8 protein-coding genes are annotated in these 14,894 nt (G+C 63.1%); all 8 read left to right on the top strand.

Going from position 1 to position 14,894, the window contains the following annotated elements; genetic code table 11:
- The first annotated feature begins 299 nt into the window (after window positions 1–299).
- The 8 genes from ACQR07_RS09710 to ACQR07_RS09745 all read left to right on the top strand — a co-directional run bounded on the left by ACQR07_RS09710 (window position 300) and on the right by ACQR07_RS09745 (window position 14,801).
- Complete coding sequence (locus ACQR07_RS09710; protein WP_434902074.1) at window positions 300–2,069, top strand: KAP family P-loop NTPase fold protein; 1,770 nt, start codon at window positions 300–302, stop codon at window positions 2,067–2,069.
- Window positions 2,070–2,073: 4 nt separating this feature from the next.
- On the top strand, window positions 2,074–2,835 hold the full coding sequence (locus ACQR07_RS09715; protein WP_434902075.1) for a hypothetical protein: 762 nt from the start codon (window positions 2,074–2,076) through the stop codon (window positions 2,833–2,835).
- Window positions 2,832–4,133, top strand: coding sequence for a Qat anti-phage system QueC-like protein QatC (qatC, locus tag ACQR07_RS09720; RefSeq protein ID WP_434902076.1), 1,302 nt, complete (start codon window positions 2,832–2,834; stop codon window positions 4,131–4,133). Before ACQR07_RS09715 ends, qatC begins: the two co-directional genes overlap by 4 nt.
- Window positions 4,130–4,873, top strand: coding sequence for a Qat anti-phage system TatD family nuclease QatD (gene qatD / locus ACQR07_RS09725; RefSeq protein WP_434902077.1), 744 nt, complete (start codon window positions 4,130–4,132; stop codon window positions 4,871–4,873). Before qatC ends, qatD begins: the two co-directional genes overlap by 4 nt.
- A gap of 1,172 nt (window positions 4,874–6,045) precedes the next feature.
- The gene (locus tag ACQR07_RS09730) at window positions 6,046–7,002 is read left to right on the top strand and encodes an ArdC family protein (protein ID WP_434902078.1); all 957 of its coding nucleotides are present in this window, start codon (window positions 6,046–6,048) and stop codon (window positions 7,000–7,002) included.
- 109 nt (window positions 7,003–7,111) lie between these two features.
- On the top strand, window positions 7,112–9,238 hold the full coding sequence (locus ACQR07_RS09735) for a ParB/RepB/Spo0J family partition protein (protein ID WP_434902079.1): 2,127 nt from the start codon (window positions 7,112–7,114) through the stop codon (window positions 9,236–9,238).
- Between the two features lie 200 nt (window positions 9,239–9,438).
- Window positions 9,439–13,752, top strand: coding sequence for a strawberry notch-like NTP hydrolase domain-containing protein (locus ACQR07_RS09740; RefSeq protein ID WP_434902080.1), 4,314 nt, complete (start codon window positions 9,439–9,441; stop codon window positions 13,750–13,752).
- A complete protein-coding gene (locus ACQR07_RS09745; protein WP_434902081.1) occupies window positions 13,749–14,801 on the top strand; it encodes a DUF7146 domain-containing protein in 1,053 nt (350 codons plus the stop codon). The genes ACQR07_RS09740 and ACQR07_RS09745 overlap by 4 nt, the downstream gene beginning before the upstream one ends.
- Window positions 14,802–14,894 lie beyond the last annotated feature (93 nt).

Below are 14,894 nucleotides of genomic sequence, written 5' to 3' on the forward strand. Positions count from 1 at the left end.
GCACTTCGCATCAGAGACGCTGTTTTTCGCTTCAGCCGTTATCTCTTCCCCAGTGAGAGCACCGCTGCGGTTTGTTGACCAACTTCTTTTGCTCACCTGCGGCAGGGTTCTATATATGTTCCTGTGCGAGGTCGAGCCCAATACCCATCTGAGGGCGAATTAGTCCTATAAGTTGTGTATTACGGGGATGGCAGCGGTCCATCTTGTGGCCTTCAACCCCTGGAACCATATTTCGAATATTGCAATCGGGGTAGCGTTTTAGGGGCATTGTCCTTTTCCCATCATCATCGGAAATTCGCATGTGGGCTGACACCGATACTGACATTGACTTCCTGAACTATTCGGAGGTCGCTGAACTCATCGCCGAGATGATTGGCAAGCCCCATTTGCTACCGATGTCGCTGGGTGTCTTCGGGAGCTGGGGGGTCGGGAAGTCGAGCACGCTCCGTTTGGTGGCGAAGGACCTGGATAAGAACAAGGGGAAGTATCTCCTCATCAACTTCGACGCGTGGCTCTATCAGGATTTTGACGACGCACGTGCAGCGCTGATGTCAGTCATTGCCAGCGAGCTTCTGCAGGCCGCGCCGCAATCTCTCACAGCGAAGGCAATGTCGCTGTTCGGCAGGATTAATAAGCTTCGGGCGCTTGGGCTGCTGGCCGAGGGTGGCGCGCTGGCAATGGGTGTACCAACGTTCGGCTTAATCACCCGCGGCCTAGAGGGCGCGCGCGATATCTTAGAAGGAAAAGGCGACCCTGACGACCTTGAGGCGATCAGGAAAGCGGGCGCCGATGCCAAGGAGCAGACATCCGGGCTTTTGAAAAATGTCTCGGAAAAAGGGCCGCCGGAAGAGATCGCTGCCTTTCGGAAGGAGTTCGGCGAAGTTCTCGAAGGCCTCGGCAAAACTCTTGTCGTTTTCATTGACAACCTTGATCGCTGCCTTCCCGAAAACGCCATTCACACGCTGGAGGCCGTGCGGCTCTTTCTGTTCATGCCCAAAACTGCCTTCGTCATTGGCGCCGATGAAGACATGATCCGTCACGCCGTAGCCCGCCATTTCAAGGAGCCGGGAGAAAAACAGGTCACCGACTATCTCGACAAGCTGATACAGATTCCCGTGCGCGTGCCGCGGCTCGGCGTTGAGGAAGTTCGTGCCTACCTCTTTCTGCTCCTGTTTCAAAGCGCGAATTCTGATCCTGCAGCGCAAGAAAAACTGCGGTCATTCTTGATCGAGCGTCTCAGGCGATCATGGACGCATGATCAGCCCTTCGCGATCGACGACGCGCTGGAGAGTGTCAGCAAGAAGGATGATGCGGACCTGCGCCGCGCGCTTGATATGGCCGATCGCATGTCGCCGTTGCTCGCGCACGCAGCGCACGTGCAGGGCAATCCACGCATCGTGAAGCGATTGCTCAACGTCGTCCGTATGCGGGCGTCAATCGCCGCAAAGCGAAAAATGCCCTTGGATGAAGCCATCATCGCAAAGCTCGCGCTTTTCGAGCGCTGCGTGGATACCTCCGCGACCGAAGCGTTGCACGACGCGATCAATGCGGCAGCGGATGGGAAGTTGAAGTTCCTGCAAGGGATTGAAAGCGGAGAGCCAATTGATGAGCACAAGTCTGAGCTTCCCGACAAATGGCAATCGTTCCTACCCTTCATTGCCGATTGGGCGCGGCTAGAACCCAAGCTCGCGGACCTCGATCTGAAGCCGGCGGCCTATCTGGCGCGAGAGACCATCCCCGTTCGCGTTGCATCCGGTGCTGTGTCGCCGGCGGTTACAAAGGCGGCGGAAGAACTCGTTCGGACACCCAGCATGTCATCGCGCGCGGCAGCCGATGCTGTGACGGCCTTGAAGGGTGGGCACGAGACCGCGGCCATGGAAGCCATCGTTACACACATGCGCAAGGACCCCGATTGGACCCGTGTCCGTGCCGATGCCCGAGGCGCGATCCTGCTAGCGCGCGCGTCCGCAGAAGCGGCCAAGGTGGCCACGCGCTTCTTCCGCGATCTTCCGTCAGTCCCGCCATGGCTGCGCTCTATGCTGAAGGATGAAGCCTGGTACGAGGCGTAACGGGATGGGAACGTCAGGATCAAGTAAAGGCCCCAAGAATTCCTCGCCCCTGGTACCGCCCGGCGTAGACGACGAGCCAGGCAAGCCACTCCCCGAACCAGAAGGGCAGCGTTTTCGCGGCTTCCGGACCGAATTCGGAAGAGCGGTCGCTGGCGGCGGAACTGCGACGCTGTTGTCAGCGCTTGGTAAATACACGCGCGATGCAACGCACGGAAGTGCGGTTGGCCCCCGGCGTTTCGGTTCCGCTTACAGCACGGGCGCGTTGCTCGCCGAGACTCTGGCGAATATTGGCGCAGGCGGCACGGGCCAAGGGCCGAGCGGCGTAGATTTTTCAGCGTTGAGAGGGCAGCCGGTCAACGTCGCTGCGCAGGAAATCGCCCGCGCGCTCGCGCCAGAAGACATCGATGCCGATCACATCACGATAGCAATACAAGAAGCAATCACAGAAGTGCTCCCGGACGCTGGCGTATTCGATCCTTCGCTGCTCACGCCGGATTCCCTCGTCCAAATCATGGTAGAGTTTTTTAGCCGCATTCTTTTCATCGAAATTACAAACGTGGCAGGCGATGCGTGGAATCACGCTCCCGATGCGACGCATGCAACGCAGACCGAAGCGGACCTGCTAGAACTGATCCGCGTCGTGGTAGACAAGCACTTCGGACCGCGTGTTGCGCAGGGGCTTAACGGAGCCACGCGCGACGAATTTCGAAGGCTGGAGCGAGCTGCCATGGACGAGGTGTGGCGCGAGTGGGAATGCCAAGCATGACCCGGTTTGTATTCCACATTGATCGCGAGAGCGTTCCAGATGAACCGGATGGCGATGTTCATGTTTGGCTGTACGGGTCGAGCCCGCCACACAAGCACGTCGGTACCGTTGGTGCGCAAGCTTACGATGCCGCGACACGCCTCTCGCTCCAGCCGAGCCGTGCCGCCATGGACCTTCTATCCATCGCGATGGCGGTGACAGCGGCGGACACGTTTATCCTGCGTGCAGACGAGCCGGACGGGTGGCGCCGGACGTTCGAGATGCATCTGCCGCTGAGCGAGCCAGAGCGTTGGATGCCGTTCAAAGCGCATCTGGAACAGACGCTTCGATTTTTGAGTTCCGACCTTTGGCACTTCGAATTTACGCACGGCGGCATGGACCCACCTCCGGTAAGCGATATCAAGAGCCGTAATCGTGTGGTCAATCTTGCGAAGGTCGACTGCGTCGCGCTCTTCTCCGGTGGGCTGGATAGTGCGATCGGTGCGCTCGATCTCATCGCGAAGGGCATACGCCCGCTTCTCGTAAGCCACGCATCAAAAGGAGATTCCGACAAACAGGACGTTGTCGCTGGCCTTCTTCCAAGCGCCTGCGAACGAATGTCCGTCAATAGCTATCCGACCTGGGCTGGTGCCGACGACGATAGCCAGCGTACACGAAGTTTCCAGTTTCTGGCTCTCGCTGCATTGGCTGCAGAAGCCGTCGCTCGCTACCGGAGAGTTTCGAAGACAGACCTTTTCGTTTGCGAAAACGGACTGATCGCCTTGAACCCGCCATTGACCCCCAGGCGGATGGGATCGCATAGCACGCGCACCGCGCACCCTCACTTTTTGGGAAGCGTCCAAAGCTTGCTCGACGGGGCAGGAATTCCTGTCGCAGTTTCCAACCCTTATCGGCACGTCACCAAGGGCGAGATGGCTCTTCCGCATGCGGCAAGCAGTACGTTTGCTCATTTCGCGGCGCAAACCGTGTCTTGCGGCAAGTGGAAGCGCCGAAACCAGCAATGCGGGCGGTGCGTTCCGTGTCTCATTCGGCGAGCCTCCTTGCATGCGGCTGGCGTTCCGGATGGCACCGATTATCAATACCCTGATCTGCAAGCGGTGATGACCGATGAGGATGGCCGCGACGACCTGATCGCGGTACAAGCAGCCCTCATCCGTGGCGACGATGCGGAGCGCCATGTCATGAGTGCCGGGCCATTGCCGGTCGACACGTCTGATCGTCAAGCCTACATCGACGTTGCAGGCCGGGGAATGGATGAGCTTCGCCGATATCTTGCGTCTGAAGGGTTCGCCGTTTGATTGACTTCCACTGCCACCTCGATCTCTTTGACGACCCGCAGAAGCTGGCGGCGGACTGCGAAAAAGCCGGCATCTACGTCTTGTCGGTGACGACCACCCCCAAAGCGTGGCCGAAAACCGCTGCCCTTGGAAGAGGCACGCGGTACATCCGAACGGCTTTAGGACTTCACCCCGAACTTGCGCACGAGCGGTTTAACGAAGTCTCACTCTTTGAGCGTCTGCTCGATGAGACGCGGTACGTCGGCGAAATCGGACTTGATGGATCGCCCGCCTATCGACCGCATGCAGAAGTGCAGCTCAGGGTGTTCGAGCGAATCCTGGCGTCCGCCCAAGATCGTGGCGGCCGAATTTACACTATCCATAGCAGAGGCGCGGCCGATGCCGTGCTGGCGAGCCTTCAGAAACATCGATGCGGGTCTACTGCTGTCTTGCATTGGTTCTCGGGCTCCAAGAGCGAACTGAAGGCAGCCATTGCCCTTGATTGTTGGTTCTCTGTCGGCCCGGTCATGCTGCGGAGCGACAAAGGCAAAGCGCTCGCAGCGCAAATGCCAAGGGACCGGGTACTGACAGAGACGGACGGGCCTTTTGCGCGTAGCGGAAAGCGACCGTTGACACCGGTCGACTCCCAAGTCGCGGTACTAGAGCTGGCTTCCTTGTGGTCGGTGACGGAGGAGGAGGCTGGCTTGCTAATCAAGCAAAATCTCAGGGAGCTGCTCGTGCGCGTTCCAGGCACACCTTGAACCGATAGGGGGCGGTGAATTCAGATGCTCACGACCGAATAACTGCTCAACGGATTGTCGCCGCGCACGCCAGGACCCCGCTAGCGATCCAAGACTTCCTCTGGCGTCAGGTATTTTCGTTCAGCCATTGCCGCACTTCCGATCACGCGGCCATGAATGCAGCAATCGAAGGGCCTGATCGCTCTCGGCAAGCCCGACGTATCTCGGATAGTTAAAGGGAAAGCGAACGGCAGTGCAAAGGCGTATCGTCCACGTCAATCCAGCGTAGCGATGTCCGGTGTGCTCACGAGACTACATGTCGTTCGACGAACGATATCGTCAGCTTTGGGCAAGAAGGCGAAATTTATTTTCCGGATATGTGCGACCGGAGCGCATGCACCCGGCGTCGGAGATCGGGCTATTGGAACGCTTCGCCGAATTCGGTCGGCAGCATCGCGCAGGGGATCTATGAAGGGGCTCGACGACGAGCTCGCCATTCTCAGATCGGAACTTAATCTCCGCGATGTCGAGCCAAAGCTACAGACGCTGACTGCTTTTTCGTGGTTTTCCAGCCGTACTTTGCGACGGAGTGGGCGGTCGCCCCGGTGTTGATGATCGCAAATGCGACCGGCGCATTCTCGCTTTTTGACCCAATCTACTCGCATGGTGCTCGCGCGTGCTCCCCTTCTTCCTGCATGAAAACGCATCTTGGCATGGGGCAGCGGAATGAGCTGCTGTTGAATTTGGCCAAGACCCATGTCTCGTAAGCGGGGTAGGGCATCGAGACGGCAATCCATCTATTCATTCTGCCACCAATTGTGTCGCTCGCCGGAGGCACTCGCGTCCGGGACTGCCGCTTCGCGGCACCGCTATCACTGTCCTGAACGCGGGTGCCTTGTTAACCGGTCTCGCGACTGCACTCGGTCCCGGGTCCCGCCGCTGGTGCAGCGGCCGCTATGCTGACCCTCCTGCGGGTGCCTTCTCTGCCTTCGCTCCGCTACGGCCAGTTTAGGCATGCGGGCTACCCAATTGTCGATGAGCAAAGGTCGCGGGTGCACCAGTGGGAGAGGATTCACGTGGTTTGTTGGCGGACACAGAGCGAGGCGCCCTTAGAATCAGAGTGCAGGCCGGTTTGGCCGTGACGGGTTGGAAGCGGCGAGAGAGTTCCGCCGCGCCCGTCGCGGAGATCCCCGATGCATGGACGGAGAGTTGGAGCTCGTGCCGGTGAGCGCCGGGCGAGCCTCTATGAGGAGATCACGAGCAAGATCATCGGCGAGTTGGAGGCCGGCCGCGTGCCTTGGGTACAGCCATGGGGCACGCGAGCGGCGAAAGCGCAGCTCGCATTGCCGCGGAATGCCACATCCGGACGGCCGTACTCTGGTATCAATGTTCTGATCCTCTGGGGAGCCGTCATCGAGCGCGGGTTTGCAGGACAGAACTGGCTGACGTTCCGGCAGGCGCTGTCCCTCGGCGGCCATGTTCGGAAGGGCGAGCGCGGGACCACGGTCGTCTATGCTGACCGTTTCGTCCCTTCAGATGAGCGGCAGCGCGCTCGCGAGACTGGCGACGAGGTACAGGCCATTCCGTTCCTGAAGCGGTTTACGGTCTTCAACACTGACCAGTGCGACGACCCGCCGAAGGAGGTTGCAATAGCAGCGCCGCCTCCGCCGCCTACCGCTATTGAGCCTGCGGTGGAGAAGCTGATCGCGAACAGTGGTGTCGATTTCCGGATTGGCGGTCACCGGGCGTTCTATGCTCCCGCGGAAGATTTCGCGCAGGTGCCGCCGCCCGCCGCGTTCTTCGAGCCGATCAACTGGCACCGCACGGCCCTGCATGAGCTCGCCCATGCGAGTGGGCATTCGTCGCGGCTGAATCGCGATCTCTCGGGCCGGTTCGGTAGCAGCAAATACGCCTTCGAGGAGCTGATCGCGGAGATCGCGTCCGCATTTAGTTGCGCCGCGCTCGGTATCGTACCGACCGTGCGCCATGCCGATTATATCGGCGCTTGGCTCGATGTCCTGCGCGAGGACAATCGTGCCATCGTCCGAGCGGCGAGCCAGGCAAGCCGTGTGGCCGACTATCTCCTCGGCTTTGCACCGGGGGCGGCCGGGCAGGTCGAGACAGGCGGATCGGACTGCGCGGCTGCCTGAGCGCGGCGCTCCGGGGCCGAGTGGAGGAGAGCAAGAGGGCGAGAGGTGCTCTGCGACGGGTTGAGGGCCTAAGAGAGAGTCTTGGGTCGCCCGTCGTGGAGAACGACCGATGACCAAGGCTACCCAGAAGATCACGCTGTCGCCGTCGCGCGACATTCCCTTCAACAAGCTCGTCCTGAGCCAGTCCAATGTCCGCCGGATCAAGGGTGGCGTTTCGATCGAACAGTTGGCGGAGAGCATTGCCGAGCGGACGCTGCTGCAGAGCTTGAACGTGCGCGCCGCGCTCGACGGCGACGGCAAGGAGACCGGCATGTTCGAGGTGCCTGCGGGCGGCAGGCGCTACCGGGCGCTCGAGCTCCTGGTGAAGCAGAAGCGTATGGCGAAGACGCAAGCGGTGCCGTGCGTGGTGCGCGATTCCGGTTCGGCGCTGGATGACTCGTTTGCCGAAAACGACCAGCGCATCGGTCTGCATCCCCTCGACCAATTCCGCGCGTTCCAGGCGTTGCGCGACAGCGGTATGAGCGAGGAGGAGATCGCGGCGCGGCATTTCGTGCCGGTCGCGGTCGTCAAGCAACGCTTGCGGTTGGCGGCTGTCTCGCCCCTGCTGCTCGATGTCTACGCCGCCGACGGCATGACGCTCGAGCTGCTGATGGCCTTCACGGTCACGAGCGATCATGCGCGCCAGCGGGAGGTGTGGGACAAGGCCAGCCGCTCCGGCTGTGATGCGCCGTACCAGATCCGCCGCCAGCTCACGGAGCAGACTGTTCGGGCCCTTGATCGCAGGGTCCAGTTCGTGGGGCTTGCCTCCTATGAGGCTGCAGGCGGGCTGGTGCTGCGGGATCTGTTCGAGGCCGATGACGGCGGCTGGCTGCAGGATGTCGCGCTGCTCGATCGCCTCGTCGCGGAGAAGCTGCAGACCGAAGCCGAGCGGATCGGTGCCGAGGGTTGGAAGTGGATCGCGGCCGCCGTCGACTTCCCGTTCGGGCATACCGATGGCTTGCGCGAGCTTCACGGAGAGCCGGCCGAGCTCACCGCCGGCGAGCAGTCCACAATCGACGCGCTGAAGGCCGAACAGGCCAAGCTCGAAGCGGACTATGGTCAGGCCGACGAACTGCCCGACGACGTCGACCGGCGCCTCGGTGAGATCGAGGAGGCGCTGCAATCGTTCGAGGAACGGCCCCTGACCTTCCATGAGGCAGAGATGGCGCGAGCCGGCGCGTTTGTCAGCATAGATTCGGAAGGCCGTCTTCGGGTCGCCCGCGGCTTCGTTCGCCCGGAGGATGAGGTCGCCGCGACGAGTGACCATCTGGGTGCCGAAGCTGGGACGGACGCCGATGGCCGGACCGGCATTCCGGATGAGGAGGGCAGGGCAACGGCGCCGGCGATCGTGATCGGCGGCGGCCAGAGCGATGTGCCCGATGAGGAAGGGGAGGATGTCGAACGGCCCTTGCCGGAGCGGCTGATCAGCGAGCTTTCTGCCTATCGCACGCTCGCTCTGCGCGATGCTCTGGGTCAGCAGCCGCAGGTCGCCTTCCAGGCGGTGCTGCACTGCTTTGTGCTGGCGACGTTCTATCCGTTCGGTTCCGCGCTCAACTGCCTGGAGATCTCGCTGCGCAGCCCGAGTTTTCCGGAGCAGCCGCCGGGTCTACAGGACAGCATTCCGGCAAAGGCGATTGCCGCTCGTCACGCGGCCTGGAAGGCGAAGCTGCCTGCCAGCGACAAGGACCTCTGGACGGCACTGACGGCGATGGACGGGACGACGCAGGCCGAGCTCTTCGCGCATTGCGCAGCGCAGGCGGTGAATGCGATCTCCGAGCCGGCCAACCGGGTGCATCAAGGGCGCATGTCCGCGCACGGCATCCGTGGTCGCCTCGACCAGGCGGACCGGCTGTCGCGCGCTGTCGGGCTCGACATGATCAGGGCCGGCTGGAAGCCCACCGTGGACAACTATCTTGGCCGCGTCACCAAGCAGCGCATCCGGCAGACTGTGCGCGAGGCCAAGGGCGAGGCCTCGGCCCAACTCATCGAGCATCTCAAGAAGCCAGATATGGCGCGCGAAGCCGAACGGCTGCTCGATGGCAGCGGCTGGCTGCCGGAGCCGCTGCGAGGAGCAGAGACCGATGTCGCACCGGCAGCAGAAGGCGAGGGTGGTGACAGCCTCCCGGCTTTCCTCAGCGAGGACGAGGAGACGACGGAAGGCGCTGATGAAGTGGAGGAGATCATCGCTGCGGAGTGACCCCGGTCCGGAACGACCCGAGTGTGAAGATTTCGATGATGGAAGCCCGGCCAGGTCGGCCGGGCTTTGTCATGCAGGTCATCAGCGAGCTGAGGCGCAGCGAGAGTGAGAGAGGTGGGGCGGCGCGGGTGAGGTCGCCCGACAAGAGAGAGCGTTCGGCGGCCGTTCCGCATCCTCGCTCTCCCTTGAGGTTCTTTGCCATGGTCACCGAGACGAGCTGCCCTACGGCTCCCTTCGCACTCCTTGCACGCGTCAAAGCCATCCATCGTGCGGCCGAGTTGCTGCTCCAAAACCTTGCCCGCGGCGAGCGCATCGATGCGAGATGCCTGCGCCACGCCATGCAGACCTCCTTTGGCGCCAGTGACGCCGAGGGCGGCTGGGACTGGAAGACGGCCTACGAGGCCTGCGAGATCGCCGCCGTTCTGTTTTTGGCGAAGTACGGTCCCGCGATGATCAAGGCCAGCAATGGCGTGCCCTCCGCCATGCTGCCGATGATTGGCAAGGTCGCAGCGCTTCTGTCGAGCCATTCCAGGCGCTCGATGGAGAGCCAGACCCTTCAGCAGTTCTCGACGCCTCTGCCGTTGGCGCTCGCCGCGGCTGCGGCAGCGCAAGTGACCTCGGCCGATCGCGTGCTCGAGCCGTCCGCAGGGACGGGGAGCCTCGCCATCTTCGCCGAGCTCGCCGGCGGCTCGCTTCTGCTCAACGAGCTCGCTGCAAGCCGCGCCGCGTTGCTCGATCTGGTGTTCGCAGGTTTCACCGTGACGCGCTTCGACGCTGCGCAGATCGATGACCATCTCGATGGGGCCTGCGTCCCGAGCGTGGTCCTGATGAACCCGCCGTTCTCGGCAACGGTGAATGTGGATCGCCCTCAGGCTGATACGACGTTGCGTCACGTTTCTTCGGCGCTTGCTCGGCTTGGAGAGGGCGGGCGCCTGGTTGCCATCACGGCCGCCGGATTTGCGCCAGACAATCCGACCTGGACGGACGCCTTCGTGAGCCTGCAGCAGCGAGGTCGCGTCGTGTTCTCTGCCGCGATCGACGGCTCGGTGTACGCACGACAAGGCACTACGACCGCGACGCGCTTGATCGTGATCGACAAGCAGCCTGCGCCGGATCCTCGCGTGCTTCCGCAGTCGGCGGGAATGGCACCGGATGTCACAACCTTGCTCGACTGGATCACGGCGCTCGTGCCGCCACGGCTGGCGATAGCGGGTCGCTTTGTCGCGGAGGCGGGGGAGCCTGTTGGTCTCCGTGCGAGAGCAGGACGCGTCCCGCCTGCTGCCTGCGAACGTTCACCGGCGCCGACCCACGAGCCTGCCGGCTGCGAGCTCGCCTATGAACTCGTGGATGATCTACCCGCGGACGGACCGCGCCTGACGGAGGCGCTCTATGAGCCGTATCAGCTGCAGTCGATCAGGATCCCAGGCACAAAGCCTCATCCTACGAAGCTGGTGCAATCGGCGGCGATGGCCTCGGTTATGCCGCCCAAACCCACCTATCGGCCGCATGTGCTGCCTCAGCTCGTCAGCAACGGCGTTCTCTCGGAGGCGCAGCTTGAGAGCCTCATCTATGCCGGAGAGGCGCATGGTGGATTCCTGGCAGGCTCCTGGATCATTGATGAGACCTTCGATCAGGTCCGCGCAGCCGGCGACAAAATCGAGGGAGCGATGCGCTTCCGGCGCGGCTGGTTTCTCGGCGATGGGACCGGCGCGGGCAAGGGCCGCCAGGTCGCCGGCATCCTGCTCGACAATTGGCTGAAGGGCCGCCGCCGCGCAATCTGGGTCAGCAAGTCCGACAAGCTGATCGAGGACGCCCAGCGCGACTGGGCGGCGCTTGGCATGGAGCGGCTTCTGGTCACGCCGCTGTCCCGCTTTCGGCAGGGCACGCCCATCCGGCTGGGTGAAGCCATCCTTTTTACGACCTACGCCACGCTACGGACCGATGAGAAGGGCGAGAAGCTTTCGCGCATCCGCCAGATCGTCGACTGGGTAGGGTGGGATTTTGATGGCGTGATCATCTTCGACGAGAGCCATGCGATGCAGAATGCCGCTGGAAGCAGGGGCGAGCGCGGGGAGCAGGCGGCTTCGCAGCAGGGCCGCGCGGGATTGCGGCTGCAGCACGCGCTGCCGAATGCCCGGATCGTCTACGTCTCGGCGACGGGGGCGACGACCGTCCACAATCTCGCTTACGCCCAGCGGCTCGGATTGTGGGGTGGCGCAGACTTCCCGTTCCCGACGCGGGCCGATTTCGTGGCGGCGATCGAGGAGGGCGGGGTGGCCGCCATGGAGGTGATGGCGCGTGATCTCAAGGCGCTCGGCCTTTATACCGCGCGATCGCTGTCCTTCGAGGGAGTCGAATACGAGCTCCTTGAGCACCGGCTCACGGACGAGCAGGTCCGCATCTACGATGCCTATGCCGAGGCTTTCGCGGTCATTCATAACAATCTCGAGGCTGCGATGCGCGCGGCCAATATCACCGGCGCAACCGGGACGCTGAATGCTCAGGCCAAGTCGGCGGCGCGCTCGGCCTTCGAATCCGCCAAGCAGCGCTTCTTCGGGCATCTCCTGACCTCGATGAAGACGCCGACGCTGATCAGTGCAATCAAGCGCGATCTCGAAGCCGGCCATGCCGCCGTGATCCAGATCGTCTCGACGGGGGAGGCCCTGATGGAGCGCCGGCTCGCCGAGATCCCGACCGAGGAATGGGGCGACGTCCAGGTCGACATCACGCCCCGCGAATACGTCCTCGACTATCTCGCCCACTCCTTTCCGGTTCAGCTCTACGAGCCGTTCACCGACGGCGAGGGTAATCTGTGTTCGCGCCCGGTGTTCCGCGATGGTCAGCCGGTTGAGAGCCGCGAGGCGGTGGCACGTCGCGACGAGATGATCGAGCATCTGGCGTCGCTGGCACCCGTATCTGGCGCGCTCGACCAGATCGTGCAGCGCTTCGGCACGGATTTGGTCGCCGAAATCACGGGGCGCTGCAGACGGATCGTTCGGATCCGTGACCGGCTCGCTGTAGAGACCCGGCCGGCCTCAGCCAACCTCGCCGAGGCTGTCGCGTTCATGGACGACCAGAAGCGGATCCTGATCTTCTCCGATGCTGGCGGCACCGGGCGCAGCTACCATGCGGAGCTCTCGGCCAAGAACCGGCGGCTGCGGGTGCACTATCTGCTGGAGCCCGGCTGGAAGGCGGATGCCGCGATCCAGGGGCTTGGGCGGACCAACCGCACCAACCAGGCCCAGCCGCCTCTGTTTCGGCCGATCGCGACCGACGTCAAGGCGGAGAAGCGGTTCCTGTCGACGATCGCGCGACGGCTCGACACGCTGGGGGCGATCACCCGTGGTCAGCGTCAGACCGGCGGGCAGGGGCTGTTTCGCCCGGAGGACAATCTGGAGAGCCCGCACGCGCGAGATGCCCTGAGGCAGCTCTATGGGCTTCTGGCCCGCGGCCAAGTTGGGAGTTGCTCTTTGCAGCGCTTCGAGCAGGCGACGGGCCTGAAGCTCACGGACGAGAATGGCCTGCGCGACGAACTGCCGCCGATCACGACCTTCTTGAACCGGCTGCTGGCGCTGACGATCGAGCTGCAGAACATCCTGTTCACGGTGTTCGAGCAGCTGCTTGCGGCGCGGATCGAGGGGGCGATCGCGTCCGGCACTCTCGACGTTGGTTTGGAGACGCTGCGCGCGGAAAGCTTCGTCATCAAGGAACGGCGCACGATCTACACCCATTCTGCCACCGGCGCAGAGACCCATCTCGTCACCATCACCCAGCGCGACCGCAACCGGCCGATGCCGCTGAACGAGGCCTTGGAGCGGCTGTTGCAACGTCGTGCCGCTCCGGTGCGTCATGATCGGTCCGGACGGACCGCGATCCAGGTGCCGGCCCCGAGCTGGTTGCTCGAAGATGGCGAGATCGAGCAGCGCGTCCATCTGATCGGACCGATGGGGCGCCAGACCCTGTCCGTCGCCAAGCTCGCCGAGCAGGGGTGGGGCGAGACCGTCCGTGAGCAGTTCACGGAGGGCTGGAGCGCGCAGCTCGCGTCCATTCCTGAGTTCACGACCAGCACGATCTATCTCGTCACCGGGCTGCTGCTGCCGATCTGGAAGCGGCTGCCCCAGGATTCCACCCGGGTCTATCGTCTCCAGACGGACGCTGGCGAGCGCATCATCGGCCGCAAGGTCCCGCTGAGCTGGGTGACGACGACGTCAGTAGAGGTGCCGTCGCTCGCGCCGGATGACGCGTTCTCGGCGTTGCTGCGCGACGGATGCGTGCTCGATCTCGCAGAAGGCCTGCAGCTCCGGCGCGTCCGCGTCATGGGCGTCACTCGGATCGAGCTCGCGGGATTCTCCGATGGGCTTAGGGACTGCCTTCGAGCCTTTGGGCTGTTTGGTGAGATCATCGCCTGGAAGCTCAGGATGTTCGTGCCTACGGGCGAGAGCGGCGCTGCAGTCCTCGCCAAGGTGCTGGAGCGGTTTCCAATCGCGGGTGTTCGAGAGCGGGGGCAGCCGTGATGAGCGATGCATCCGAGCTGGCAGGCCGCCTTGCGCATGAAGCCGAGGCGGTGTGCCGTCACTATCTCTCCAACGGCAAGCGGGAGGGACGCTACTGGCTTGTCGGGGACATCAACAACACGCCCGGGCGCTCGCTGTTCGTACGTCTGCATGCGTCATCCAAGGGGGCGGCTGGCAAATGGACCGACGCCGCCACCGGCGAGCATGGCGATCTGCTCGACGTGATCGGCCAGACGTGCGGACTGCGCAGCTTTCGCGAGATCGCCGAGGAGGCGCGGCGGTTCCTGAAGCTGCCACAGTGGCAACGTGAGCCGCCGGTTAGGAGCGCGTACGTCCGGCGCTCCAGAGACCCGGTCAAGGCGGCTCGTCGATTGTTCGCGATGGCCCAGCCGCTCGCTGGGACGCTGGCTGAGGCGTATTTGCGCAATCGCGATATCGACCCGCCCACGGGCGCCGACCCTCTGCGCTTCCACCCGCAATGCTTCTATCGCCCGGATGATGCGATCACAGTCGAGACCTGGCCAGCCCTGATTGCAGCCGTGACCAATCTTGAGGGGCGCATTACCGGCGTTCATCGCACCTGGCTCGATCCTGATGGATTCGACGGCCGACGGCTCGGCAAGGCACCGATTGAGACACCGCGGCGGGCAATGGGTGACCTGTTGGGACACGCCGTCCGCTTTGGCATGGCCGACGACGTCATGGCGGCCGGTGAGGGCATCGAGACCATGCTGTCGTTGCAGACTGTCCTGCCGTCCCTGCCGGTTGCCGCAGCGCTCTCGGCCAACCACCTCGCAACGCTGCTCTGGCCAGCCACGCTGCGCCGGCTCTATGTCGCCGTCGACGCAGATCGGGCTGGCATCACTGCCGCTGAAGCACTGACCGCACGGGCGCTCGACGCCGGCATCGAGGCAATCGCGTTGTGTCCTCGTCTCGAGGACTTCAACGAGGATCTGCGGCTTCTTGGGAAAGCCCAACTCCACGGACTGGTGCGGCGTCAACTCTTGCCGGAGGACGTCGCGCGCTTCGTGGACGGAGACAAGGCTTGAGGCATCGGCTGGATGCAGCTTGTAGGCGCTGCACTCGTCGCTTGTCGCCCGGACATGGGCCTTCTCACCTGTGGCCTCCGAAAGCGCGCCGGG

The organism is Bradyrhizobium sp. HKCCYLS20291, from assembly GCF_051167715.1.
Classification (GTDB): Bacteria; Pseudomonadota; Alphaproteobacteria; order Rhizobiales; family Xanthobacteraceae; genus Bradyrhizobium.

Excerpts from the sequence above, each read along its gene's own strand:
- ACQR07_RS09710 (WP_434902074.1), top strand. The coding sequence starts at position 300 with ATGTGGGCTGACACCGATACTGACATTGACTTCCTGAACTATTCGGAG.
- ACQR07_RS09715 (WP_434902075.1), top strand. The coding sequence starts at position 2,074 with ATGGGAACGTCAGGATCAAGTAAAGGCCCCAAGAATTCCTCGCCCCTG.
- qatC (WP_434902076.1), top strand. The coding sequence starts at position 2,832 with ATGACCCGGTTTGTATTCCACATTGATCGCGAGAGCGTTCCAGATGAA.
- ACQR07_RS09730 (WP_434902078.1), top strand. The coding sequence starts at position 6,046 with ATGCATGGACGGAGAGTTGGAGCTCGTGCCGGTGAGCGCCGGGCGAGC.
- ACQR07_RS09735 (WP_434902079.1), top strand. The coding sequence starts at position 7,112 with ATGACCAAGGCTACCCAGAAGATCACGCTGTCGCCGTCGCGCGACATT.
- ACQR07_RS09740 (WP_434902080.1), top strand. The coding sequence starts at position 9,439 with ATGGTCACCGAGACGAGCTGCCCTACGGCTCCCTTCGCACTCCTTGCA.